The following is a 23,937-nucleotide window of genomic DNA, read 5'->3' as shown; positions in this document are numbered from 1 at the left end:
CGGAGTTCTGCTTTCCTCTGAAAGAACTGCTCAACCAGAGATGAAGAAGGCTTCCTTCACTGAAATAGAGCTTTCGGGAGTGCTCCTTCCTGTGACTCGTTGACACCAATAATCATTGATGGTAAAGTTTTATTGCTGGCCGAGGTGGTGGAACTGGCAGACGCGGCGGACTCAAAATCCGCTGGGGTTGAGAGCCCCGTGCGGGTTCGATTCCCGCCCTCGGCACCAGAGGAAGGCTAAGCCTTCCTCTTTTCGTTGAATACTGCGCTCGCTGTACTTTTCCAAGTGTGGAGGTGTTCGGTTGAGATTTCTCGATTTTGATCTTCAGGAAACAACCCTGATTTCTGCGGCCAATGAGCTTATTCAGCGAACACAATCAGGCTTAAGATCACACGTACTCACCTTGAATGCTTTGATCGCATATGAATACATCCACAACTTGGAATACAAGAATGCCCTTGAGACTGTGAACTACGTTGTGCCAGATGGGAGTGGAGTCCTGAAAGCAATTAGACTCATTTCGAAAAAAAGAGTGGAAAGGGTCCCCGGAATTGATCTGATGCTCAAGATCTGTGAGCTGTCTTCTGAAACTGGTTTAAGGATATTCCTTTTGGGCTCGAAGGAGAACATTGTTACAAAGACCACTGAAAAACTGAAACAAAGATTTCCACTAATCGATATTGCGGGGTATCACAGCGGCTTCTTCAAGCAAGAGGAAAGTGATACAATCGTCTCAGAAATAAATTCTTCATCTGCGGATATTATATTTGTTGGTATGGGCGTTCCTAAACAAGATATTTGGATTGCGGAAAACATTGATAAGCTTCATGCGGGTGTTCTGATGGGTGTCGGGGGATCTTTTGATGTTATTTCCGGCGATCTGAAGAGAGCCCCTTTGTGGATGCAAAAGGCCGGACTTGAATGGCTATACAGGATAGTTCAAGAACCGGGGAAGCGGCTAAAGATTATCCCTAAACTTATGAGTTTCGAAACTTACGTTGTCAGATCTTACTTCAAATCAAGAAGAGGTGGTTCCAGATGATCGTAACCAACGTTTTGGCATTCACAAATGATCTAAAGAACCCTCTTGTGGATGATGCTCTGATTAGATTTGAGAATGGGGAGATTACTTTCGTAGGACCGAGGAGAGAGTACAGCATCCAGGAGGATGAAGAGATAGTTGACGGCGAGAAGGGCATCCTTCTGCCTTCAATCTTTAATGCTCATTACAGTATGTATTCAAGTATTTCTTCGTACCCCTTGAGACTTCTGAAAGATGCTCAAACAGGAAGGAATTTCTTCGGCAATCTGCTTAAATCAGGCACGAGTGAGGTCAATTCTTCTCTTGTCAGACTTTCTGCCGAAATAGCCGTATTGAAGTCAATAAGAAGCGGTTCAGTTGCGATCAGCGGTCCGGTAATTGATCATCCTGATATCGACCCGGCGTTTTACAGACAGCTTTCACAGAAGTATGGTGTTTATCTCGCCGTCGGACCTGTATTGACTGATGAGACAATAGATGAGGTTTCCGCGCGCTGGGAGAATGTCTCTCGTGACTCTTCTTTCTGCCCTATTGCTTATGTAAGTGGACTTGCCACCTACGGCGAAGAAGCTCTTTTCAAACTCAGGAGTCTCTACGAAAAAGGGATGAACTTGAATCTGTTCATATTCGACATGAAGCAGGATAATGAGATTTGCCTTTTCAAATGGGGGGAAAGCCTTGTCGAAAGATTGCTGAAGAACGGGATACTCGTCCCTGAATGTGGAGTTATTTACGGCGGAAACCTCAGCGAGACCGATATGGACATAATCTCTTCAAGGAGAATCTTCGTCACGAAATCACTGAGATCCGAAATGTATGCGGGAACCTTCAAGCCAAACATAGCAGACCTCCTCGGAAGGGGGATGCAGGTCTGTATAGGCACTGGATTTGTCGGATCTGACATGTTGGGAGAGGCCAAAGAAGTTCTTCTAACTGAACGTTACCACAGGGGCTTTGAGAATTCCGTTATCGACTATGAGATAAGGAAAACGCTTTTTGACAACAACTACAAGTTGTTTCAAAGATTCTTCGGAAAGCGAACCGGAGTGCTTAAGGAAGGCTACTCGGCCGATCTTATTCTGTCAAAGTCGTCTCTGGATCTCGAGAAATTTGACCCTCGTCTGCCCACAACACTTCAATTGATTCTGAAGTCCTCGTTTGACACGAATTTTGAGAAAGTTTGGAACTCAGGGGAATTGATCATGGACAAAGGAGTCCCACAGAGGATATCCAGGAAAGAACTCAGGGATCTGACAAAGGAGCTTAGAAACCTGGAATTGTGATTTCGCCGGATTTCTTGTAAACATCAATTGCGTGTCTTATTGCCGAGGCTCGTTTTTCGCCGATTCCATCTACGTCTTTAAGCTCATCCTCAGTACTCTCAAGAAGATTTGAGAAGGTGCCGAACTCCTTCCCCAGGTTTATGGCGACCTGCAGAGGTATTCTGGGGATATGTCTGGCAAAACGGATTCCTCTAGACCGTATGAAGTACTCCACTGCCTGAGAGGCAGTATTTATTTCGTATCCCATATGCCTAAGTACTACTCCAAAGCTGCTTATTTCCCTCTCACTTAGGCTCTTCATCTTTTCGTAGACTTCTTCCAGATTATCCTGATCGACTAACTCCTCACTGAAATCCAGAATGAGATTCTCTATTTCTTCATTAACATTCACGAGAATCTCGGCAAGCTGCATTGCGGGAAATCTGCCATGGTTACCAAGCTCGGCAATCGTGAAATCTGCCTCCTCGCATATCAGTACAACCATCAATCCCTTCTGAATAGTCTTCACTACATCAAAAAGAGTGAGTGAACCGGCGCGCTCCATGAACTCTATCCCCTGTAAGGCCTCAATAAAGGCTTCTTTGTACTTCTCCGCAGTTCTAATAGTCTGTGTGATCTTTGATGTAAGAGTCTCGACGCTGTTCAAAGTGTAGACGTAATCTCCAAGGAAGATTGTCATTGTGTTCCTTCTCTTTGATACAGCAACCAGCATCCTGCCGGTTTCTTTAGCCATTCTCTCCGCGGCACGGTGTCTCATACCTGTTTGATTAGTGGGAATAGTGTGATCGGGAATCAACTGAACATTCGCACCAACTATTGTTGTAAGGTCATCATCAACAACAATTGCTCCATCCATCTTGGCAAGCTCATATAGTTTGTTTGGATTGAACTGGCAGTTTAGAAGAAACCCTATTTGCATCAGCTGGCCGTACTTCTTGTAATCGTCAACAAAGAATATTAGGCCTCCCACGCTCGCATCCTGAATATCATCGAGAGCGTGGCGAAGCGGAGTTCCCGGGGCAATCTTCTTGATCTTTTCTATAAGTTCACTCCTTTCCACTCTTCATACCTCCGATGATTTTCAATAGTTGCTTTACATCTTTTATACCATTTCTTCCCTCTGGCGCAGCTATTCTTGAGAAAGAGGATTTTTTGGCCCTTTCGACTCTTCTCTCTGTCGAAGAAACGGAACGCACAGTTCCGTCCAGTCCAATCTCACCGAAGAAGGCTATGCCTTCAGGTATTGAGATGTCCGAATAAGAAGAAACCAAAGCGGCGGCAATAGCCAGGTCAACACCAGTATCCTCTATTTGGAGTCCTCCGGCAACGTTCAGATAGAGATCAAGACTGTCTAGAGGTATTCCAGCTCTCTTCGTCAGCACCGCGGTAACAAGAAGAAGCCTTTCAAGAGGCACTCCAGACGCAAGTCGCCTGGGAGTTCCATAAACCGGTTTAGAAACCAACGCCTGGACTTCTATTAGAAATGCCCTCGAACCCTCATAGATTACTGAGACCACATTGCCTGGCGCGCTTGTATAATCTTCCACAAAAAGACTGCTAATGTCGGATACTTCACGCAACCCTTCCGAGGTCATTTCGAAGACTGCAATCTCATCGGATGGGCCAAACCGGTTTTTCACAGTTCTCAAGAACCTGTATCCCGTCTTGCTCGATTCAAAGTACAGTACCGTATCGACAAGATGTTCAACGAGCTTCGGTCCTGCAATTTGCCCTCCTTTGGTTATGTGAGACACCATTAAAAACGGAATGTCCGATGATTTGGCCAAAGAAACAAGCATATTTGCACATTCTCTCACCTGCACTACAGAGCCTGGCAAGGAAGGTACGCTGGACATCCTTATCGTTTGCAATGAATCGACCACGACCATGCCGTATTTGTCAATTCCCGAAGCTTTCAGAGAGTCTATATCATTAGCCGAAACAACTTCGACTCGCTCCTTGTTTAAGAGATGAAGTCTCTCGGCTCTCAATCTCAGCTGGCGAACAGATTCTTCTCCCGATATATACAGAACAGGCTTTTCTCCTGCGATTAGATCGGAGAGCTGGAGCATGAGAGTTGATTTTCCTATTCCGGGCTCTCCACTGACTAGAATTGCACTCCCCGGGACAATACCTCCGCCAAGAGATCTATTCAGTTCTTCGATTCGAGTATCCATTCGCAAAGATTCATCGCCGTCAATTTCTGAAAGTGGCTTTGCTTCAAATTCAGCAGCGGTGGCTCTCTCCTCCTGATCGCTTTCGGCTGCAAAAGCGATCGCAGTATTCCATTCGTTGCAGGCCGGACATCGACCAAACCATGCGGGAGACTCATGGCCGCAAACATCACAAACATAGCTTCTCTTCTTTTTCATAGACGAACCCCACTATCTTGCTTTGACTGTCGTGTAAAAGGCCCGATATTTCATTAAGGGGGGCTTGAAACCGCCCCCCTTCAATATCGTTCGGAATTGATTATTAGGTCACTGCCTTAACTTCAGTTTTTTCATCTTTTTTCTTCTTGAAAACCAGAATCCTATTGTCAACCTCTGCGGTAATGAGATCTCCTTCCTGGAACCTTCCTCTGAGAAGCTCTTCAGAGAGAGGATCCTCAACATACTTCTGAATAGCTCTCTTCAGTGGGCGCGCTCCATAGACGGGATTGAACCCTTCGTCTACAAGGAAATCCTGGGCGGATTCCGACAGGACCAGCTTCAAATGCTTCTCCTTCAGCCTCTTTCTCATGTCGTTCATCAGTATATCGATTATCGACTTGATTTGAGGCTTGGTCAACTGATGGAAGACCACTACCTCGTCAAGCCTGTTGAGAAACTCAGGCCTGAAAGTCCGCTTCACTTCCTCAAGTACCGAGGTCTTCATAGCCTCATATTCCTTCTCTTCACGAATCGATTCTACGAAACCAATAGAAGACTTGGTTTTATTTATGAATTCTCCGCCAAGATTGCTGGTCATTATCACTATTGTGTTCCTGAAATCAACCTGTCTACCCTGCGAATCGGTGAGTCTGCCATCATCCATTATCTGGAGCAAGATGTTGAAAATATCAGGATGGGCCTTCTCGATCTCGTCGAACAGTATTACTGAAAATGGCCTCTTCCTGATTCTCTCCGTCAAGGTGCCTCCCTCATCGTAGCCTACGTAACCCGGCGGCGCCCCAATCAATCTTGAGACAGAAAATCTTTCCATGTACTCCGACATGTCAAATCTGACAAGCGCCTTATCCTCGCCAAAAAGATACTCGGCAAGAGCCTTTGCTAACTCGGTCTTCCCCACGCCTGTTGGGCCAAGGAAAAGGAAAGCTCCAATCGGTCTGTGAGGGTCTTTCAATCCGCTTCTTGCACGCCTTATCGATTTGGCTACCGCCGAAATGGCTTCTTCTTGAGAGACTATCCTCTCATGCAGAGCAGTTTCCAGAGTAAGAAGCTTTTCACTGTCGGTCTCTTCAAGCTTTCTGAGCGGTATTCCTGTCCAGTTTGAAACGATTTCTGCGACTTCATCGTCATCGAGGGTGACTATCTCAGAATCGACCCTGTTTCTCCATTCGCTATAACCATCCCTATACTTCTGCTGTATCAGACGCTCTTTTTCCTTCAGCTGGGCAGCCTTTTCATACTCCTGATCGGCCGCAGCAGTCTCTCTCTTTATCTTCAGGACTTCAATATCACCCTGCATCTTTTTCAACTCGTCGGGTATCGTTAGCTTTTGCAATCTTGCCCTTGAACCCGCCTCATCAATAATATCTATCGCTTTGTCTGGGAGGAATCTGTCGGAGACATATCTGTGCGACAATGTTACAGCAGCTTCCAGACCCTTTTCTGTGTAGCGCACCTTGTGGTGAAGTTCATACTTGTGCCTTATGCCTTTCAGAATCTCCACCGACTGTTCCGGAGTGGGCTCGGTTACGTAGATCTTCTGAAATCTTCTTTCCAGAGCGGCATCTTTTTCTATGTACTTTCTGTACTCATCAGGGGTCGTCGATCCTATGCATCTTATCTCTCCGCTTGCAAGAGCCGGCTTCAAAATATTGGCGGCATCGACGGCACCTTCAGCTGAACCTGCTCCAACTATCGTATGGACTTCATCTATGAACAAAATGATGTTTCCGTTGGACTTTACTACATGGATGAGCTTTTTCAGCCTCTTCTCAAATTCACCTCTGTACTTCGTCCCGGCTATTAGTGAAGCAACATCCAGTGCAAAAATCACCTTGTTCTTGAGTGTCTCGGGAACCTCTTCATCAACAATCATTTGTGCAAGTCCCTCAACGATTGCCGTTTTTCCGACTCCAGGTTCTCCTATCAAAACAGGATTGTTCTTCTTCCGTCTTGAAAGAACCTCCATCAGCCTCTGTCTTTCAATCTCTCTACCGACTATTGGATCTAGCTTACCAGCCTTGGCCATTGCAGTAAGATCCGTGCCAAAACCTTCCAGCTGCTTGATTGCTGAGCTCATAGTCGGGCTCTGCTGGACAAAGACATTCTCGGGCTGTTCGCCTCCTTCTTCCCAGTCACCTGTTATGTTTTCGATAATCTCTCTTCTCAGCTGCGATAGGTTTACTCCCATTTGTTTCAATATGTGGGCTGCGATACCTTCTCCTTCGCGAACGATCCCGAGCATTATGTGTTCCACATCAATCTTGTCTTGACCAAGCATTTTCGATTCATCATTTGCCAGCTCGATAACTCGTCTTGCTCTGGGTGTCATCTGCGGGGCTCCGACTACAGACTGATGTACGTTAGTCCCAACCATCGAAGTAACTTCTCTGGAGATTCTCTCGTATGTGATCGAGTAGTTTCTCAGAATCCTAGTTGTTTGCTCATTTTCGACTTTTATGATCGCTAGAAGGAGGTGTTCAGTTCCAACATAAGGGTGGCCGAGACTTCTGGCCTCGTCCTGGGCTGTCACAAAGACCTGGGCAGCGCCTTCGGAAAACTTGTCGAAATACATTCTAGTCACCTCCTGTTTGGCTTTCGCTTCTCTGTTAAAACCGATAAAGACTTCCTGATATCTTCATGCACTTGCTCTTCAGACTTTCTTCCATCTATGACAACGAATCTCTTGTGATTTTCTGCCATCAACCTCTCATATCCTTTTCTTACTCTTTCGAAAAACTCTAAACTTTCCACTTCTATTTTATCATTTTTCTTTTCTTTTCTCATCCGCGACATTGCTACATCTGCCGGCACATCAATGTATAAAGTAATATCCGGGACCGTGTTCCCCACGGCAAATGAATTCATGAACTCGACGACTTTCTGTCCGAGATCCCTACCAACTCCCTGATAGGCAACCGATGAATCCATGAATCGATCTGCTATCACCAATCTACCGCTCTCCAGAGCAGGTCTTATAACCTCCCTAACTATCTGTGCCCGTGCCGCCATGAATAGAAGCAGCTCAGACTCTGCACACAAGCGGAAGTCCTTATGAAGCAGCATCTGCCGGATCTCCTCGCCTGCGCTTGTTCCACCGGGTTCCCTGACTATAGTGAACTCCACACCTAATTGACTGAGATACTCAGCCAAAAGTTTGATCTGAGTGGTTTTTCCGCATCCGTCAATTCCTTCTATACTTACAAACATATCTTCACCTCATTCTTATGGGCGGTTCTACAACAATTTCAGATGATGCGCCCTTTCTCCCGCTTAATAGCACCAACTGTGCCTGTTTTTCGAAAGACCCGTACGCAAATCTCAATCTATGAATTCCCAGTCCTTCATCCTCCAGAAGACGTGCCCATTTTGTCAAGTCCCTCGGATGCAACAAAAAAAAGAACGCTCCTCTGTTCTTTAGAAAACTACCCGCGGCAGAGGCAAACACTCTTGCAGAATCCTGGTCAATACGTCTTGCGATGTTTCTTTTTTCGTCTGGACTTTCGAGACCGGAATGAACATAATGAGGGGGATTGGCTACAACTAGATCAAAGATCTCTCCTCTGTTCTCGCTAGAATATGTCCTGATGTCGCAGTTTATGAAACTGGTAAGCTCTTCGGTGCAATTGGCGCGAGCGTTCTTGATTGACACGTCGTAAAGATCTCTATCAATCTCCAGACCAGTTACTGACAGTCCAAATACCTTTGCCAGATAGATCGAAATTACTCCGCTGCCAGAACCCAATTCGAGTGCCTTCCTTGAGCCTTTAGGAGGGTTAGTGAACCACGATAGCAACAGAGTCCCGTGATTGATACGAGCATGAAGAGAGGTAAGGTCAAGATCGAGACACCCAAGAATTCCCGGATCAAAATCACGAAATTTCATCCCCATGATCAGTACACCTTAACGGAAGATTTTGCGTCTGAGATGATCTCGATAATTTCTTTGGCATCTTCTTGAATACTAAGTCTCGAAAGTCCCTTAAGGTCTATCATAACCTGCCCGGCTATCTCCAGTTCTTCAAAGTGCAACGAGGATGCTCCTGAGATCTCGATTTCAGTATCCCTTATTGAACTCCCTGCCAGTGACAGACTAGACGTCTTGTTGATTTCAATTTCCCCGGATTCGAAAAGCGAACCGACCACTTCAACGCGCGAGTGCATGACTACAATTGACTGCGAACCAAATGTACTCCTTGAAAGTAAGGCCGAGCCCAAATTACTGTATGTAAGATCTTTTCCAGAGAACTCGCTGAGGTGAACCAAAAGCTCTCTGACGTTTTCGACGAGGATTTCTCCATCGATTAGACTATTGTATATCTGAACTGTTCTGGCTCCGTTGATCTTCAAACCACCTGAGAATGTGCAGTCATCAAATACTACTACTGCCGCTCCTTCTACCAGTACTCTCGAATTGTTAAAATCCACGCTTCTAGCAATCAAGACGCCGTTGTTCGTAACTTCTATGGTTCCAGAAGAACCTCCCGGATTTACTGAAATCCTTTCCTTCCAACCTTCTAGATCGAGGACTCCACTCACTAGCAGAGTGTTTCCCTTCGGAATAGTAAGAGAAGAACCCGATTCGACTCTCATGACCGAATTGTCTCTTACTACAATATTCCCGTAGAATCTGTAATCGTTTCCCCCTACCAGCAGCGCATCCATTCCCAGGAAAGATGAGATGTACTCCGTGCTGAAACGTCTGAAGAAACTCTCTTTAGCAAAAACCGGAACAGAAGGCATGTAAATCTCGCTTTCGGAAGTGAAGGCGATTCTGTAAAGATCACCATTTTCAGATATGCTGTCCTTTGAAATTATCGACGATTTCTCTTCAGAATCGTGGCTGGAGAGAGTGATCCACTCGCCGTCCCTGTATCTCTGAAGTTCAACCAGACCTTCTGAAGTGGTCCACCTTGCGTTTCTTATGGTTCCTTCCTCAATATAGAGCTCGGGAAGATCGCGGGAAGTATTTCTAACAACCGTCAATTGTCTCGTTACTTCGGTTGTGTTGCCAGAAGAATCGCTTACTCTAAGGACCAGGGTGTTTGTGCGCTCCGGAATAGGGATCTCCGGTATCAACCTTGCTCCATCAAAAAGAAGGGGAATTCCACTCTCTTGAGCGAAGGCTATTATCTCAAGCTCTTCAGGACTGTCCCAGTCGTCGCGGATCTCGACTTGTATTGCCTCTCCTCTATACGGAAGGGCGAAGAAGAGCTTCACTTCCGGAGCAAAGTCCTCCGAAAGCTCAAGATCAACAATTGCAGGTTCAGAGCTTATCGTATCGGACATTGAGAACGCCTGGACAATATACTTCGTATCTCTCTCCACGCGGACAGAAAACACGCCGCTAGATGATCTGAAAGATTCACCATTTACCAGGATTCGATAGTCAGTTACCTTTTCGGAATCCTCTGCTCTGACAACGAGGGTCAGTAATCCTTGCGCGAGACTCCACCGTACGGCTGGCCTGCCCGGTGGTTCAAGATTGACGGTCACCTTAGCCGAGACCGGAGTCGTCAAAAATCTCTTACCCTCAATCAAAGTTACATATATCGAATGAGTTCCCTGTTCCTTCAATTCAAACGAAGCCTCAGTTCCTCTGAATTTCAACCCGTCATTCCCATCGACCGGTGGACGACCGATTGTCACAAGAAACTGAGGGAGCTCTCTGCCTGGTGCCGATATATTCAAATCCATGTTGCAGATCGAGCCTTTGCAGTCTATTTGCCTTATAAAAACAGAGTAATTTCCGCCGTCACTGCAGGCAGCTGCCAAAATGAGCAAAAGAGAAACAAAAACTATTCCGAAAATCCTCTTGATGTCCTTCACACTCCTATCTTAAGAAGAATAACATATCCTGATTAAACTGACTCCTAAATGTTGCCTGGAGGGAGAAAAAAAGATAGAATACTCTGGAAGAACTTTGAAAACTGTGAAGAGGGAGGTGCGAGAACTGAAGATAATAGCTGTGTTTGCGAGTACGGTAAACGGCAAGATATCTCTCTCCAACGAAGACAGAACGGAGTGGACATCAAAAGAAGACAAGAGTTACTTCAAATCCCTTACTTCAAGGGTCGGTGTAGTCATTATGGGCAGAAAAACCTACGATGCTATCGGAAAGGCGCTTCCAGGTCGGCTGAACATCGTTCTGACAAGAACTCCAGACAATTTCGAAGGCTCCGACAATCTGTTTTTTAGCTCAGCGACGCCGGAAAACATCCTGGAAGAACTTGAGAAAAAAGGTTATGAAGAAGTCTGTCTCATTGGAGGAGCAGAAACATTCGACCGGTTTGCAGATAAAGGGTTGGTGAGTGAACTCCATATTACTTTCGAACCAATTATCAGAAAGGGAATCAAAGGGCTGGGAGAAACCCTGGAGAGCGAAGTGCAACTGAAGTATAAAGAGTTTCGCGAATTGGGACAAGCGAGCCTTCTGATCTACGACGTTCTATGAATGGAGCGGGCGACGGGACTCGAACCCGCGACCCTCAGCTTGGGAAGCTGATGCTCTACCAACTGAGCTACACCCGCATTCAAGGAGATTCTATCATCCGAAGGAAACGCTTGTCAATTGCAAGAAAACCAGATTAATGTGGTTCAGGAATTTCTAAGCTCTTCAAAAGAGCTCTCCAGAAGATCCTTTGCAGAAGAAAAGTCGACGGTCGATATTAGACCAATCGCACCGAAAGTGTAGTCCTTATCTCTGTAAAGCTTTACATCGGCTTTTGGCAGCAATTCCTTTTCGTGTTTCTCTGAAAGAGTTCTAATGCTTTCCATGATCTTCGAGCAGAATTTCGATCTGCTAAGGATTCCACCAGTACCGACTACCGATCTTACAGCTGTAAGATCCTTTCCATAAGCAACTTCTATTCTTCCGGTCGGCCCATAAAGCTGTTTGATGCTTCCGGCATGTCTTCTTATCGAAGAGTCAAAACAGTAAGTGGCAAGTCTTACAGAGAAGGCTTCATCGACTGAGTTCTTTGGGTAAGGCGTCAAATTCTCAACAATGCTTTCCAGATCGGGAAATTCTTTTTCCAACTCACTTCTCCCAATATGCTCGATAACGTGACGGGCATTCACATAGATTCCGAGATCTCCTTCGACGGTCCTCTTTGCTCTTGGTTCCGGTGATGCCAGTATAGACTCAATTTCGGGATCTCCATCGGTAACTGAATCGACATCCGTGGTCGCCCCCCCAATATCAACAGCGAGCACATCGCCCTGAACATCAGAAAAGAGTTCTGCCGCGAGCATGACTGCCGCTGGTGTCGGAATAACCGGCTTATCAACCAACGAGTAAATCTTCTCCATTCCGGGACCCTTCACAATATTTCTCGAAAAGACCTCCCTGATGATCTTCCTGGTGGGTTCTACATTGAGCTCATCGATTCTTGGATACACATTTTCCACTATGTGAACATCTCTTCCATTACCCGAAATCATTTCACACACTTCGTCAGCTGCCTCAACATTTCCAGCATAGACTATTGGAATCTCGGGATCTGCATTCTTGAGGATCTGCGCATTGTGAATGACTGTCTCCCTTTCACCATAATCGACTCCACCAGCAAGAAGTATCAACTTTGGAGCGGCTTCCTCAATTCTTTTCAAGTCTCTCTGGGCAAGCTTGCCGGCCGTAACTAACTTTATAACCCCACCAGCTCCAAGTGCTGCTTCCCTTGCAGCTCTGACGGTCATATCGTAAACGAGACCGTGAACCGTCATTCTCAGTCCTCCGGCCGCGCTCGACGATGCAACCAGAACATCCCATTCAAGCCTCTCAGTTCCAAGGTTTTTTTTCAATGCCTTCATGGCTTTCTCGATGCCGACAGTTACATCATTCTCATCTATGGTTGTGTAAGATTCACCCTGCCCAACGAACTTCATTTTTCCCGATGCATCACAAGAAAAAGCAGAGAGCACCGTAGTGGTGCTCCCGATTTCTGCGGTCAGGAACTCAACTCTCATCTACTCTCTAGAAGCTCCCTGACGATTTTGTTGACTAGCTTTCCGTCTGCTCTTCCCTTTACTCTGACCATCAACTCTCTCATCACTTTCCCTAGATCGGAAGGATTGTTAGCTTTCAAATCTTCAATCGTTTGTAAGGCAATCGCCCTTATTTCATCAAGCGATAGTTCTTCTGGAAGGTAGCTTCTCAGTATCTCAAGCTCCTCGGATTCACTGGAAACCAGATCATCTCTCCCCGCCTTCTTGTAGGCTTCAATTGATTCTTCTCGCTTCTTCGCTTCCTTCGCAATGAAATCTACCAGAAGCTCATCGCTGACCTCTCTACCTCTGGCCTCTTCTGAAGACACAAGATAGTTTTTTACGGAAGCGATTACGCTCCTCAAAGTATTCGTTTTCAGAGCATTTCGAGATTTCATTGCGTCCTTCATTTCCTGTTGAATCTGTTCATAAAGCGTCATCGAATCACCTCAACTACTCCTCGCTATCACTCAAGGCCTCTTCTTCATCAAAAGAGATTGGTCTTACGAGCGGAAAGGGAATAATATCCCTTATAGACGGCGCGTCTGTCACCAGCATGATTATTCTGTCCCAACCTACTCCTAATCCGCCCGTGGGGGGCATTCCATATTCGAGCGCCCTGATGAAATCCTGATCCATCATTTGAGCCTCTTCATCGCCGATGTCCCTCAAACCTGCTTGATGAAGAAAACGATCATACTGTTCAATCGGATCGTTCAGCTCACTGAAAGCATTTGCCATCTCCATAGAGCTTATTATGAGCTCGAACCTCTCCGTAACTCTAGGATCTTCTCGATGGATCTTCGACAATGGTGAGATTATTACTGGATGCTCGGTAACAAAAGTGGGATTTATAAGGTTGTGCTCCACAAGATCCCACAATTTTTCGATCAAGTGTCCTCTTTCCTTGATATCAGGTTCGGCATTATGCTTCTTTAGAACGGCAATCAGTTCATCATTAGAATCTTCCAAGATATCGACTCCAAGATTCTCTTCTATGAAGCCAGCCATTTTCACTCTGCGCCAGGGCCTCGAAAAATCGATCTCCTTTCCCTGATAAGTGATAATCTCGGAACCTGTTATTTTGCGGACTACGTAATTGATCATCTCTTCAGTGATATCCATTATATCGTTGTAATCTGCGTACGCCCAGTATAGCTCCATCATTGTGAACTCAGGGTGGTGTTTGTAGGAGACTCCTTCATTGCGGAAGTTCTTTCCGATCTCAAAAATCCTTTCAAAGCCTCCTACCAGGAATCTCTTAAGAAACAGTTCTTCTGCAATTCTAAGATACATTTCCGACTCGAAGACATTGATGTGAGTCTTGAAGGGCCTTGCCGAAGCTCCTCCCGTCAGATAATGAAGCATGGGCGTATCGACTTCGACAAAATCCCTGGACTGAAGAAACTCTCTGACCAGTCGAAACAGCTCAGAGCGAATCCGAAACCTCTCAAGGGCCTCGTCACTGGAAAGCAGCTCCACGTATCTCTGTCTGTAGATTATCTCCTTATCCTTCACTCCATGCCACTTTTCTGGCATCATCCTTATTGCCTTCGAGAGTATCTCGAATTGCTTCACAAAGACCGATATCTCTCCGGTATGCGTCTTGAAAGGGAACCCGGTGACGCCCAGGAAATCGCCAATGTTCACGAATTTCTTGAAGACCTCGAAATTCTCCGACCCTACCCCGTCAAGCCTTATATATGCCTGAATACGGTCAGTATTGTCTCTGAGAACAAAAAAAGCGGATTTCCCGTGGTTTCTCATCGCAACAACTCTTCCGGCAATTCTCAGAGTAGTATCCTCTTTCGTCTCGGAATCCTTTAGGTCGGAAAAATCCATTTTAATCTGGCCGGCCCAGTGAGTTTTCTCAAAACGGTACGGGTACGGCTCGATTCCCTCACTGCGCATCTGATTTATCTCTTCAATTCTCTGCTTCCTTGCTTCTTCACTCATAGAATCCCCCCATCATTTGCCGATAGTAAGAATCTTATACTTCGCCCAACCTGCAGGGGTTTTTACCCTTACCAATTCATCCACTTTGTGGGTTAGAATTCCCCGTCCAATAGGAGAATCAGAACTAATCTTACCCTCAAAAATGTTGGCCTCCTGAGCGTTGACGATTCTGAACTGCGACTTCTCGCCTGTCTCAACGTTCTGGAGTTCAACGACATAACCCAGTTTCACAGTACTCAAATCACCATCGTCCTCAATTATTTCTGCGTTGTTGAGTATCTCTTCCAGCTGCTTTATTCTGCTATCGATTCTTCCCTGTTCGTTCTTGGCTTCATCGTATTCGCTGTTTTCGCTTAAATCCCCGAGCTCTCTGGCTTCCTTGATCCTCTCAGCAATTTCATACATGAGTTTCTTTCTAAGACTCTCGAGCTCCTCTTTCATTCTGTCGAAGCCTTCCTGTGTAAGGTAGATTACTTTTTTCTTCACCACCCGGACCCCTCCATTCAACGATCTCTGTCGTTCCTGAGTTCCTCAATTATATCCATGAAATGATCTATGTCCCTGAATTCTTTGTAAACAGATGCAAATCTAACGTACGCAACTCTGTCCAGAGACTTGAGTTCAGCCATTATCATCTCGCCTATTTCGCTAGAAATTACTTCGTGCTTCCCCGCCTTCACAATCCCGTTTTCTACGGACTCAACGATACCATTGACCGTATCAACAGATATTGGTCTTTTCTCACAGGCTTTCAGCAGTCCATTGAGAAGTTTCTCCCTGCTGAATTTCTCCCTCCTGCCGTCTTTTTTTACCACCAGGAAGGGAAGTCTCTCATACCTCTCATAGGTAGTGAATCTTGCACCACACTTCTCGCACTCCCTTCTTCTCCGAATGGAAGTGGATTCATCGGTCGGTCTAGAATCCAAAACCCTTGTAGAATCTCCACCACAAAAAGGACATTTCATCTAAATATCTCCCAACTCTTCGGCCAATGCCATAAGCTTTTTCAACCTATTATATACTGCTGACTTACTCATTGGCGGATTCATTATTTCGCCAAGCTCTCTTAGATTGAGGTCTTCGTTTTCCAGCCGGAGAATGGCTATCTGTCGAAGATCCCCGTCGAGTCTGTCGATACCGAGTTTCTTATCAATAATCCTTATTGCCTTGACGTGCTTCGCCATAGCCTGTCCTGATTTGTTTGCATTCGCCGTAAGAAAATTCAGCGTTCTGCTCACATCGCTTCTGATCTTTCTAACTTCCACAGCGCTCGAAAGCCTCGTTACAGTCTTCTTGCCACCCATCAGAGATAGTAACTCGATCAAATCAAGCGATGATTTCACGTACGCCTTGTATTTCTCCCTAACTTTTACGACACCGATCTTTATGTTGAAATTCTCAGCAATGTAGATTCTCAGAGAATTTACGAAAACTTCTGTCGTATCAAGAGTTATCTCTAGATGATACTCCTTTGAAGGGTCAACGACGGATCCACCGGCCAAATACAAACCTCTGAGAAACGCACCGAAATAAACCGGATCTTCTCTCACCGGTTTTGGAATGGAATCGTCTCTTACCGAAATCCCGCTTCTGCGTAGGAACTCCTCGACTTCTTCAAAACGAAAGCTAAGCTCTCCTCCCCTTTTCCGGCCCAGACGCATTTCTTCGATCACTTGAGTCTCGAAAATTGGGATAGAAAGCTTCTTCGCTATCTGAAAAAGCCTCTTTAGACTCGTAATCGAAGTAAGAGGTATAACGAGGAAAGCAGTACCGCCTCTAAGTCTCAGAGTCCCTCTCGACTTGACAAAACCGAGGTATTCAGACCTGCATTCTGCCGGATCATCAAAAGGAAGATGGCACAGCTCTTCTTTGAGTTTATCGGCATAACTCAAATCCTGTTCTCTCCCAACATACTCAACTCATGAAGAATAGACAAAATGCTGTTTCTTGAATGCCGCACGACGAGACGCGCTTTCCCGTCATCTATTAGTACGGTCGTAGCTCCTTCGATCACCTTCACTCGCCTGTCGAAAAGCATGTCGTTCTCGACCGGCGAGGAGCCCTGCTCCTTATACCTGTTTAGAACCGAAGTCTCAACACCACTCACCTCTGTCCAAAAAATCAGGTCAAAGGCTTGCCCGCAATAATTCTCCACAACCTCCACGTGATCGCGTAGAGAGAAGCCTTCGGATTCAGCGGGCTGAGTCATAATATTGCAGATAAATATCTTTCTCCCTCTCGATTCTTTGAATGCTTCTCGAACACCGGAAACAAGGAAATTTGGAACTAAACTGGTGAAAATGCTCCCGGGACCCACAATTATCGTATCTGCAGATACTATTGCATCTATTACCTCTGGAAGAGCACTGGCAGGCTTGTCAAGGGATATTCTTCTAACTCTTTTCCCCTGTGACGATATCCTTGACTCTCCCTTGACAACTGATCCATCATCGAGCTCCGCCACGAGATGAACGAGATCATCGGCAACCGGTAGAACCCTACCCTTTATGCTGAGCATCTTCGATGCAGCAACAACTGCCTCAGGAAAACTCCCATACATCTCTGTCAGGCCGGCGATGATTATGTTTCCAATTGAATGACCGTCCATTGCTGGTGCGCCGAATCTGTGAGAAAAGACCTTGGTCAAAAGCTCTTCGTCATCGGCCAGAGCAATTATGTTGTTCCTGACGTCACCAGGGGGAGGAATTAACATAGCTTCTCTAATGATGCCCGAACTTCCTCCATCATCGGTTACTGCAACCACCAGAGTAAGGGAAGAGTCAAAATCCTTCATCACTCTCACGAAAGTTGAGAGTCCGGTGCCTCCTCCTATCAGAACTGTTCTACTCACTTCAAATGCTTTCCTTCAAAGTTATCCCCGCAAAAGTTAAATCAACGCCTCTCACATTCTCTTCTTTTCGAAGATACCTCTTCAGAATCTCCTGGAAAAACCGAACATTTCCACTAACGTAATAGTCGACTGTAGATGGTTCGGTTGACGTGATTTCTGCCCAATCAGCGAAATCACTGACAATATACTCCGCTGGATCAAGAACTCTGGTCTTTGAAGGCAGAAAGGCTTCGATTGATTTCCTGATTAGCGGATAGTGAGTGCATCCAAGTATCAGAAAGTCTGGTTCGCTTCTAGCCAGGTCAGTCAAGTAATACTTTACTATTGAATCGACAATTTCGCCTTCCCAGATACCCTCTTCTATTAAGGGGACGAAAAGCGGACATGCCCTCTGAATAATTGTAGTAAGATTCTCATAACGGAAAAGCCGTCTCAAATAAAGCGATCTTCTCACGGTATTTTCAGTCGCAATGACTGCGACGGTCGATTCTCCCGGGGCCGATTCTCCAAGAATTCTCACTGTGGGATCAATTATACTGAAGTAAGGAACACTGAGTTCTGATTTCTCTCTTTGAGAGAGTATGGAATCAGAAGTGTTACATGCGGTAAGGATTGCGTCGACATTCAACTGCGAAAAAAAATCGAATATCTCTCTTAAGTATCTTTGAAGTGTTTCAACTGGCTTAGAACCATACGGAACCCTTGCGGTATCAGCGAAATAATGAAAATTCACTCCTTCAGGAAAAGCCTCCAATAATCTTTTCAGAACTGTAAGGCCACCTATTCCCGAATCGAAGATCCCTATCCTTAACTTACTTCTCAACCCCGTCACGTCCCTGGAAGTATTCTGAAAGAACCTCTTCGTATTTTGCCTTAAGCCTTAGCAGTTCATTCTGACTTCTCACAAGGTCGTGCGCAAGATTCACCGAAATCCCTACGAGCACTTTTTCATAGCCGATCTCTTCTTCGTTCTTGCTTAATGAATCGTACATTTCCGTGATCTTAGAAAAGACTTGATCCACAAGTTCCTGTGGATCACTGGTAATAAATGTGTATTTCTTCTCTCCAAGCTCAAGTGAAACTGATCGCTTCATGGCTCGACTCCTTATGCTTTTTTGCTGTCTTCAACGAGGCTGCCTCTGACTCTCTTTATAAGTGAGGAGATTGTCCTTGATTCGCTTTCAAGACGGAGTTCAAGTTCCCGGATTCTGAGCTCAGACTCTTCCACTTTTCTCTGTGCTGCTTCAACCTGCTTCCAGAGCTGTTCGTTTTCTCTTCTAAGACGGTTAAATTCCTCTACCATCTTGTCTACGACAAGTTCTAGCTCCTGATAGCTATCCAAGAAGGACACCTCCTATTTTGAGATTATAACACCTCGGCTAAGAAAGAAAACGAAACAGCCGCCCGACGGGCGGCCTCAAATCATTGTAATCAAGCGTGATTCTTAGCGATGGCAACCAGCTGAACGAAGCTTTCCAGAAGACTGGCTCCCCCAACTAACCCACCGTCAATATTCTCCATGGCAATCAGAGGATCGAAGTTGTCAGGCTTGATGCTTCCGCCATACAGAATCCGAATTCTCTCCGAAAGGTCATTGTCGTAGATATGAGAGACGAGATCCCTGACGAATTTCATGGTCTCTTCGGCCTGTTCAGGTGTTGCCACAACTCCAGTACCGATGGCCCAAACCGGTTCGTAGGCAATAATTACTCTTTCTGCTTCTTTCTTGTCAAGTCCCGAAAAGCCCTTGCTGATCTGCTCCTCCAGAACTTCGTTTGTTCTACCTGATTCTCGCTCTTCCAGTGTTTCTCCCACACAGAAGACTGGAATTAAGCCGCCCTTGAGAACCGCTTCTATCTTTTCGTTGGTCATCTCGCTGGTTTCGCCGAAGACATGCCTGCGCTCGGAGTGTCCGACAAGTACGTATTCTACTCCTAGATCCGAGAGCATCGGCACTGAAATCTCTCCCGTAAAGGCTCCGCTGTCAGCCGGATGAATATTCTGCACTCCAAGCTTTATTTCAGTATCTTTCACTATATCGGCCACTCCCGGAACAGATATAGTCGCCGGAAAAACAACAACATCTACTACTTTCTCATTTCCGATAGAGGAAGCAAGGAACCCTGCAAACATTCGCGACTCATCGGGGGATTTGTTCATTTTCCAGTTCCCCGCGACCATTATTCTACGTTTTTTTTTATGGCCTTCAGTTGAGAGGCTCTTTATCCCTGGCATATCCTTTCCCTCCAGCATCTCAAGGGATGCCCCTCCACCAGTAGATACATGGGAGACCTTATCGGCAAGTCCGAACTTGCTGATTGCGGCGGCACTGTCGCCTCCGCCGATTATAGTGACTGCGTCATTTAGAGAGGCCAGTGCCTTGGCAATTGATTCCGTCCCGTTCGCAAAATCGTCAATTTCGAAGACACCCATGGGCCCGTTCCAGACAACGGTCTTCGCATCGCTAAGTTTCCCTTCAAAAAGCTTCACTGTTGATGGGCCAATGTCAAGACCTTTCCAACCTGACGGCACACCCTCTTCCAGGCTGACAACTTTAGATTCACTGCCGGCAGTGATTTCTCTGGAAATTATCGTGTCGACTGGAAGAACAAACTCTACACCCTTCTTTTCGGCTTTTTTCAGAATCTCTATAGCCAGATCTATCTTGTCTTCTTCAACTAGAGAGTCGCCAACACTCTTACCCAGCGCCTTGAGGAATGTAAACATCATCGCACCCCCAATAAGAATCCTGTCGGCCTTTTCCAGAATATTGCTTATTACTCCTATCTTGTCGGATACCTTTGCGCCTCCGAGAATTACGACGTAAGGGTGCTCCGGGCTTTCGATTGCCATACCAAGCATCTCGACTTCTTTCTGCATAAGAAATCCGGGTACGCTAATCAAGTATTGTGCCACGCCAACGTTTGACGCATGACCCCTGTGAGCGGTGCCGAAAGCATCGTTTACATGAATATCAGCAATGGAAGAGAGTTTTCTTGCGAAGTCAGGGTCGTTCTTCTCTTCTTCGGCGTAGAACCTGACGTTTTCCAGAAGCAGTATGTCACCATCGCTCATCTCCGAAACGGCTTTCTCCACTTGTTCTCCGACACAATCGGGAACGAATCGGACAGGTTTGCCAATAAGTGATCTAAGCCTCTCAGCTACTCTTTCCAGCGAGTACTTCGGATCTTTCTTTCCTTTGGGTCTGCCCAAATGAGAAACGAGAATTGCCTTCCCGCCTCTTCCTACAATGTATTCGATAGTGGGCAAAGCGGCTTTGATTCTAGTATCGTCACTCACTTCGCCAGTTTCCTTATTCAGAGGCACATTGAAGTCCACTCTGACAAGTACCCTTTTTCCACTCAAATCAACATCTCTAAGAGTTAGGGTCTTAGACATTCTTTATCCTCCTTTTCTCAGTAAAACGGGGCCTGCAGGCCCCGTCAAATTATCCTCAGAATTACATCTCCATCATTATCTTGGCCAGATCGACTACTCTGCAAGAATAGCCGTATTCGTTGTCGTACCAGGCGCAGACTTTCAGCAAATTGCCCATCGCTGCCGTCAAATTACTGTCGAACACCGAGGAAACAGTCGTTCCCACGATGTCTGAAGAAACCAGTTCCTCTTCAGTATACTCAACAATTCCCTTGAGTCCGCTTTCTGCGGCATTCTTTACAAGAGCGTTGACTTCCTGAGCGGTAGTTTCCTTCTCCAAGACAACCGTAAGATCTGTTATTGAACCGTCCGTCACAGGAACTCTCATAGCGATTCCATCCAGCTTGCCCTTGAGCTCTGGGATGACCAACCCTACGGCCTTTGCAGCTCCAGTCGAGGTGGGAATCGTATTGGCGGCAGCGGCTCTGGCCCTCCTCAAATCGCTGTGCGGAAGATCCAGAATTTTCTGGTCGTTTGTATACGCGTGAACTGTGGTAAGGTAACCCTTCTGAATCTTGAAATTGTCGTTCAGAATCTTGATGATCGGAGCTATCGAGTTGGTCGTACAGGATGCATTAGATACGATTTTCATTTCTGGCTTAAGCACATCGTCGTTAACTCCGAGAACGATTGTGGCATCCACTTCGCCCTTTGCAGGTGCAGTGATCAAGACCTTCTTCGCTCCAGCTTCGATGTGAGGCATTGTTTTCTCTTTGTTTCTGAAAACTCCTGTAGCCTCAATTACCAGTTCGACACCGAGATCTTTCCAGGGAAGATTTGCGGGGTTCTTTTCGGAGAAGACTTTGACTTCTTTGCCATTTACTACAATAGCTCCTTCCTTAGCCTCAACTGAACCTTTGAACCTTCCGTGAACTGAATCATATTTGAGAAGATGAGCAAGAGTTGCGGCATCTGTCAGATCATTGATTGCAACGATTTCAAATTCCCCGCGCTTCACCATCTCTCTAAAAACAAGTCTGCCAATTCTCCCAAAACCGTTGATTGCTACTCTGTGCATCTGTTACACCTCCTAAAGTATATTGTCCGGTAGATTGAGTCCTCCCGTAATTCGAGCAGTTTCTTCATCTCTCTTCTTTGCTACTTCTGCCAGTGCTTCATTTATCCCCGCGATTATCAAATCTTGAATGATCTCAAAATCCTCTTCCCTTATCTCCGGCTCGACTTCGATCGACTTGATACGATAATCGCAAGTCGCTACAACATTTATTGCGCCGCCGCCGGCTGAAGCAGCGACCTCAATTGTCTTGAAAGTATCTTCAAGATTTTCCATTTCTTCCTGTGCCTTCTGGGCTTGTTTCAGAAGCTCACCCATATTGGAACCTTTTTTTGAACCACCGTAGTTTCTACCGCCCAGGCCCCTGAATTTCTTTGCCATCATTAATCCTCCTCAAGCTCTATTTTTATCTTTCCTTTGTCGATATCATCCTTCAAACCAAGTCCGGCAATTACTGCATCAACATACTCTCTAGAATCTTCATCTAGATTTCCAAAAGGATCTTCTCGGACCGAATCATCTGCTAGAAGGAACTTCTTCCCAACAAGATCCGTCGAAATTCGATTCAGTGATCCAAGCCTTTCTTCAAGAAGCGCTTGTGAGTAATCACTGTCCGCATCGACCACAAATTCCTTTCCATCTTCGGTATTTCTTACGCTTGCAAGGCTCAACAGAGTCCACAAGAGAATATAGTTGTTTCTTCGAAGGTGCTCCAGTATCTCTGTAAGGTCCTTGCCATCTACCATATCAGAATCTTCGGACTTCTTAGAGTCAGCTTCGACAGCAATCGAGTCTGTCGAAGTCGGTTCATCTGAAGCGGCGAGATTGATTCGCGCTTTCCCCAATCCGCTCTTGAGAAGTGTCATCACTTCAAAAGTGCCGCGCTTGTCTTCGGCATATCTTAGTTCTCGATTTATCTCCCAGAGAGATGAGAGAAGATTGAACCTCTCACCGCTGGCTTCATGTACAAGTTGATCTTTAACAGCATCTATCACTTGTTCAAGAAAGACTTCGTAAGTGAATCCTCCGGACTGAATATCTTCAGACATCTTCAATATCATTGAAGGCTCTCCGGATGAAAAGGCTGAAATAAACTCCTTTACGACCTCTTCAGGAAGAATACCCAGAGTAGCTCTCACAGACTCTTCGCTCACATCATCAGCAAAAGCGATTACTCTCTCCATAAGATTGACTGCGTCTCTCATGCCTCCGTGCGCCGCCTTAGATATGTAGCGAAGCGCCCTTTCATCGAACTCCAGCCCCTCTGCCTTAGCAATTTTCTCAAGGTAAGTCATAATGTCCTTTTCTTCAAGAGGCTTGAAGTTAAAGATCTGACAGCGAGAAAGTACTGTCTCCGGAACCTTCTCAAGATTAGTTGTGGCAAGAACGAAAACAACTCTTTCGGGAGGTTCTTCAAGAGTCTTCAAAAGCGCATTGAAGGCTTCTCTTGTCAGCATGTGAAATTCATCAATAATATATACTTTAAACCCGCCCATAACCGGCCTGTAAGATACGGCATCCCGTATCTTCCTGATCTCGTCTATTCCTCTGTAAGAAGCCGCATCAAGTTCAACGACGTCCATATGCGAAGAGGAATCGATGGCCCTGCAGGAGTCACAGACACCACATGGTTTTGAAGATCCTTCCGAAAGGCAGTTGAGCATCTTGGCAAGAATGCGGGCAGTCGTAGTCTTCCCTGTGCCCCTCGAGCCTGAGAATATGTAAGCGTGGGATACTGTATTGCTTTCTATTGTCTTTCCCAGGATCTCTTTCACTTGATCCTGTCCAATCAATTCACTGAAATTTCTCGGTCTATATTTCCTATACAAAGCTTCAGACATCTTAATCACCCGTTCATCTGAATTATAGCAGATTGCCCGAAGTTTGTTTAGGAGAAAAGAAAACACTCCAGAAAAGTTAGTGAAATGTTTAACTAACTCATCTTTTCACCTTCGTAAATGAGATCTTTGGAACTG

At 45.8% G+C, this 23,937-nt stretch carries 22 protein-coding genes, 2 tRNA genes and 1 pseudogene; 4 read left to right on the top strand and 21 right to left on the bottom strand.

Annotated elements, in window-relative coordinates; all coding sequences use genetic code 11:
* The first annotated feature begins 138 nt into the window (after positions 1 to 138).
* The 3 genes from ENN47_11410 to ENN47_11400 all read left to right on the top strand — a co-directional run bounded on the left by ENN47_11410 (position 139) and on the right by ENN47_11400 (position 2,325).
* A tRNA-Leu gene (locus ENN47_11410) sits at positions 139 to 228 on the top strand.
* 73 nt (positions 229 to 301) lie between these two features.
* Entirely contained in the window at positions 302 to 1,042 is a 741-nt protein-coding gene (locus ENN47_11405; protein ID HDP78761.1) for a glycosyltransferase, read from the top strand.
* Positions 1,039 to 2,325, top strand: coding sequence for an amidohydrolase (locus ENN47_11400; GenBank protein HDP78760.1), 1,287 nt, complete (start codon positions 1,039 to 1,041; stop codon positions 2,323 to 2,325). Before ENN47_11405 ends, ENN47_11400 begins: the two co-directional genes overlap by 4 nt.
* Here the strand turns inward: ENN47_11400 and disA are convergent.
* From disA to ENN47_11370, 6 genes and pseudogenes are all read right to left on the bottom strand, one after another.
* Positions 2,306 to 3,385: a DNA integrity scanning protein DisA gene (gene disA, locus ENN47_11395; protein HDP78759.1), complete on the bottom strand. Its 1,080-nt coding sequence runs from the start codon at positions 3,383 to 3,385 to the stop codon at positions 2,306 to 2,308. The two genes, ENN47_11400 and disA, sit on opposite strands and share 20 nt — an antisense overlap.
* Positions 3,372 to 4,697 carry a DNA repair protein RadA gene (gene radA / locus ENN47_11390; GenBank protein HDP78758.1) on the bottom strand — a complete coding sequence of 442 codons (1,326 nt, stop codon included), beginning with the start codon at positions 4,695 to 4,697 and terminating at the stop codon, positions 3,372 to 3,374. The genes disA and radA overlap by 14 nt, the downstream gene beginning before the upstream one ends.
* A 103-nt stretch (positions 4,698 to 4,800) precedes the next feature.
* Positions 4,801 to 7,290 carry an ATP-dependent Clp protease ATP-binding subunit gene (locus ENN47_11385; GenBank protein HDP78757.1) on the bottom strand — a complete coding sequence of 830 codons (2,490 nt, stop codon included), beginning with the start codon at positions 7,288 to 7,290 and terminating at the stop codon, positions 4,801 to 4,803.
* A 5-nt stretch (positions 7,291 to 7,295) separates the two neighbouring features.
* Positions 7,296 to 7,925 (bottom strand): dTMP kinase, encoded by a 630-nt coding sequence (locus ENN47_11380; GenBank protein HDP78756.1) that lies wholly within the window; start codon positions 7,923 to 7,925, stop codon positions 7,296 to 7,298.
* Between the two features lie 4 nt (positions 7,926 to 7,929).
* Positions 7,930 to 8,607, bottom strand: coding sequence for a methyltransferase domain-containing protein (locus ENN47_11375; GenBank protein HDP78755.1), 678 nt, complete (start codon positions 8,605 to 8,607; stop codon positions 7,930 to 7,932).
* 2 nt (positions 8,608 to 8,609) lie between these two features.
* Positions 8,610 to 10,619 (bottom strand): annotated as a pseudogene (locus ENN47_11370) (hypothetical protein).
* 49 nt (positions 10,620 to 10,668) lie between these two features.
* Here ENN47_11370 and ENN47_11365 point away from each other — a divergent pair.
* Positions 10,669 to 11,169, top strand: a complete 501-nt coding sequence (locus tag ENN47_11365; protein HDP78754.1) for a dihydrofolate reductase — start codon at positions 10,669 to 10,671, stop codon at positions 11,167 to 11,169.
* A 1-nt stretch (position 11,170) separates the two neighbouring features.
* Here the strand turns inward: ENN47_11365 and ENN47_11360 are convergent.
* The 15 genes from ENN47_11360 to dnaX form a co-directional block, all read right to left on the bottom strand.
* Positions 11,171 to 11,246: transfer RNA gene (locus ENN47_11360), tRNA-Gly, on the bottom strand.
* Positions 11,247 to 11,312: 66 nt separating this feature from the next.
* Complete coding sequence (locus ENN47_11355; GenBank protein ID HDP78753.1) at positions 11,313 to 12,683, bottom strand: DNA mismatch repair protein MutL; 1,371 nt, start codon at positions 12,681 to 12,683, stop codon at positions 11,313 to 11,315.
* Positions 12,680 to 13,141 carry a GatB/YqeY domain-containing protein gene (locus ENN47_11350; GenBank protein ID HDP78752.1) on the bottom strand — a complete coding sequence of 154 codons (462 nt, stop codon included), beginning with the start codon at positions 13,139 to 13,141 and terminating at the stop codon, positions 12,680 to 12,682. The genes ENN47_11355 and ENN47_11350 overlap by 4 nt, the downstream gene beginning before the upstream one ends.
* A gap of 13 nt (positions 13,142 to 13,154) precedes the next feature.
* The gene (lysS, locus tag ENN47_11345) at positions 13,155 to 14,657 is read right to left on the bottom strand and encodes a lysine--tRNA ligase (GenBank protein ID HDP78751.1); all 1,503 of its coding nucleotides are present in this window, start codon (positions 14,655 to 14,657) and stop codon (positions 13,155 to 13,157) included.
* A gap of 12 nt (positions 14,658 to 14,669) precedes the next feature.
* Positions 14,670 to 15,143 (bottom strand): transcription elongation factor GreA, encoded by a 474-nt coding sequence (gene greA / locus ENN47_11340; protein HDP78750.1) that lies wholly within the window; start codon positions 15,141 to 15,143, stop codon positions 14,670 to 14,672.
* 17 nt (positions 15,144 to 15,160) lie between these two features.
* Positions 15,161 to 15,622, bottom strand: coding sequence for a transcriptional repressor NrdR (nrdR, locus tag ENN47_11335; protein HDP78749.1), 462 nt, complete (start codon positions 15,620 to 15,622; stop codon positions 15,161 to 15,163).
* Positions 15,623 to 16,549 (bottom strand): DNA-binding protein WhiA, encoded by a 927-nt coding sequence (gene whiA, locus ENN47_11330; GenBank protein HDP78748.1) that lies wholly within the window; start codon positions 16,547 to 16,549, stop codon positions 15,623 to 15,625.
* A complete protein-coding gene (locus tag ENN47_11325; protein HDP78747.1) occupies positions 16,546 to 17,508 on the bottom strand; it encodes a YvcK family protein in 963 nt (320 codons plus the stop codon). Before ENN47_11325 ends, whiA begins: the two co-directional genes overlap by 4 nt.
* 1 nt (position 17,509) lies before the next feature.
* Entirely contained in the window at positions 17,510 to 18,331 is an 822-nt protein-coding gene (gene murI / locus ENN47_11320) for a glutamate racemase (protein ID HDP78746.1), read from the bottom strand.
* Entirely contained in the window at positions 18,321 to 18,602 is a 282-nt protein-coding gene (locus ENN47_11315) for a cell division protein ZapA (protein HDP78745.1), read from the bottom strand. Before ENN47_11315 ends, murI begins: the two co-directional genes overlap by 11 nt.
* Before the next feature lie 11 nt (positions 18,603 to 18,613).
* A complete protein-coding gene (locus tag ENN47_11310; protein ID HDP78744.1) occupies positions 18,614 to 18,850 on the bottom strand; it encodes a hypothetical protein in 237 nt (78 codons plus the stop codon).
* A gap of 89 nt (positions 18,851 to 18,939) precedes the next feature.
* Positions 18,940 to 20,907 (bottom strand): triose-phosphate isomerase, encoded by a 1,968-nt coding sequence (locus ENN47_11305; protein ID HDP78743.1) that lies wholly within the window; start codon positions 20,905 to 20,907, stop codon positions 18,940 to 18,942.
* 61 nt (positions 20,908 to 20,968) lie between these two features.
* Entirely contained in the window at positions 20,969 to 21,964 is a 996-nt protein-coding gene (gene gap / locus ENN47_11300; GenBank protein ID HDP78742.1) for a type I glyceraldehyde-3-phosphate dehydrogenase, read from the bottom strand.
* Positions 21,965 to 21,976: 12 nt separating this feature from the next.
* Positions 21,977 to 22,342, bottom strand: a complete 366-nt coding sequence (locus tag ENN47_11295; protein ID HDP78741.1) for a YbaB/EbfC family nucleoid-associated protein — start codon at positions 22,340 to 22,342, stop codon at positions 21,977 to 21,979.
* Between the two features lie 2 nt (positions 22,343 to 22,344).
* Positions 22,345 to 23,802, bottom strand: coding sequence for a DNA polymerase III subunit gamma/tau (dnaX, locus tag ENN47_11290; protein HDP78740.1), 1,458 nt, complete (start codon positions 23,800 to 23,802; stop codon positions 22,345 to 22,347).
* Between the last annotated feature and the right edge of the window lie 135 nt (positions 23,803 to 23,937).

This window comes from Mesotoga infera, assembly GCA_011045915.1.
GTDB lineage: Bacteria > Thermotogota > Thermotogae > Petrotogales > Kosmotogaceae > Mesotoga > Mesotoga infera_D.
This window is presented reverse-complemented; position numbering and strand designations above follow the sequence as displayed.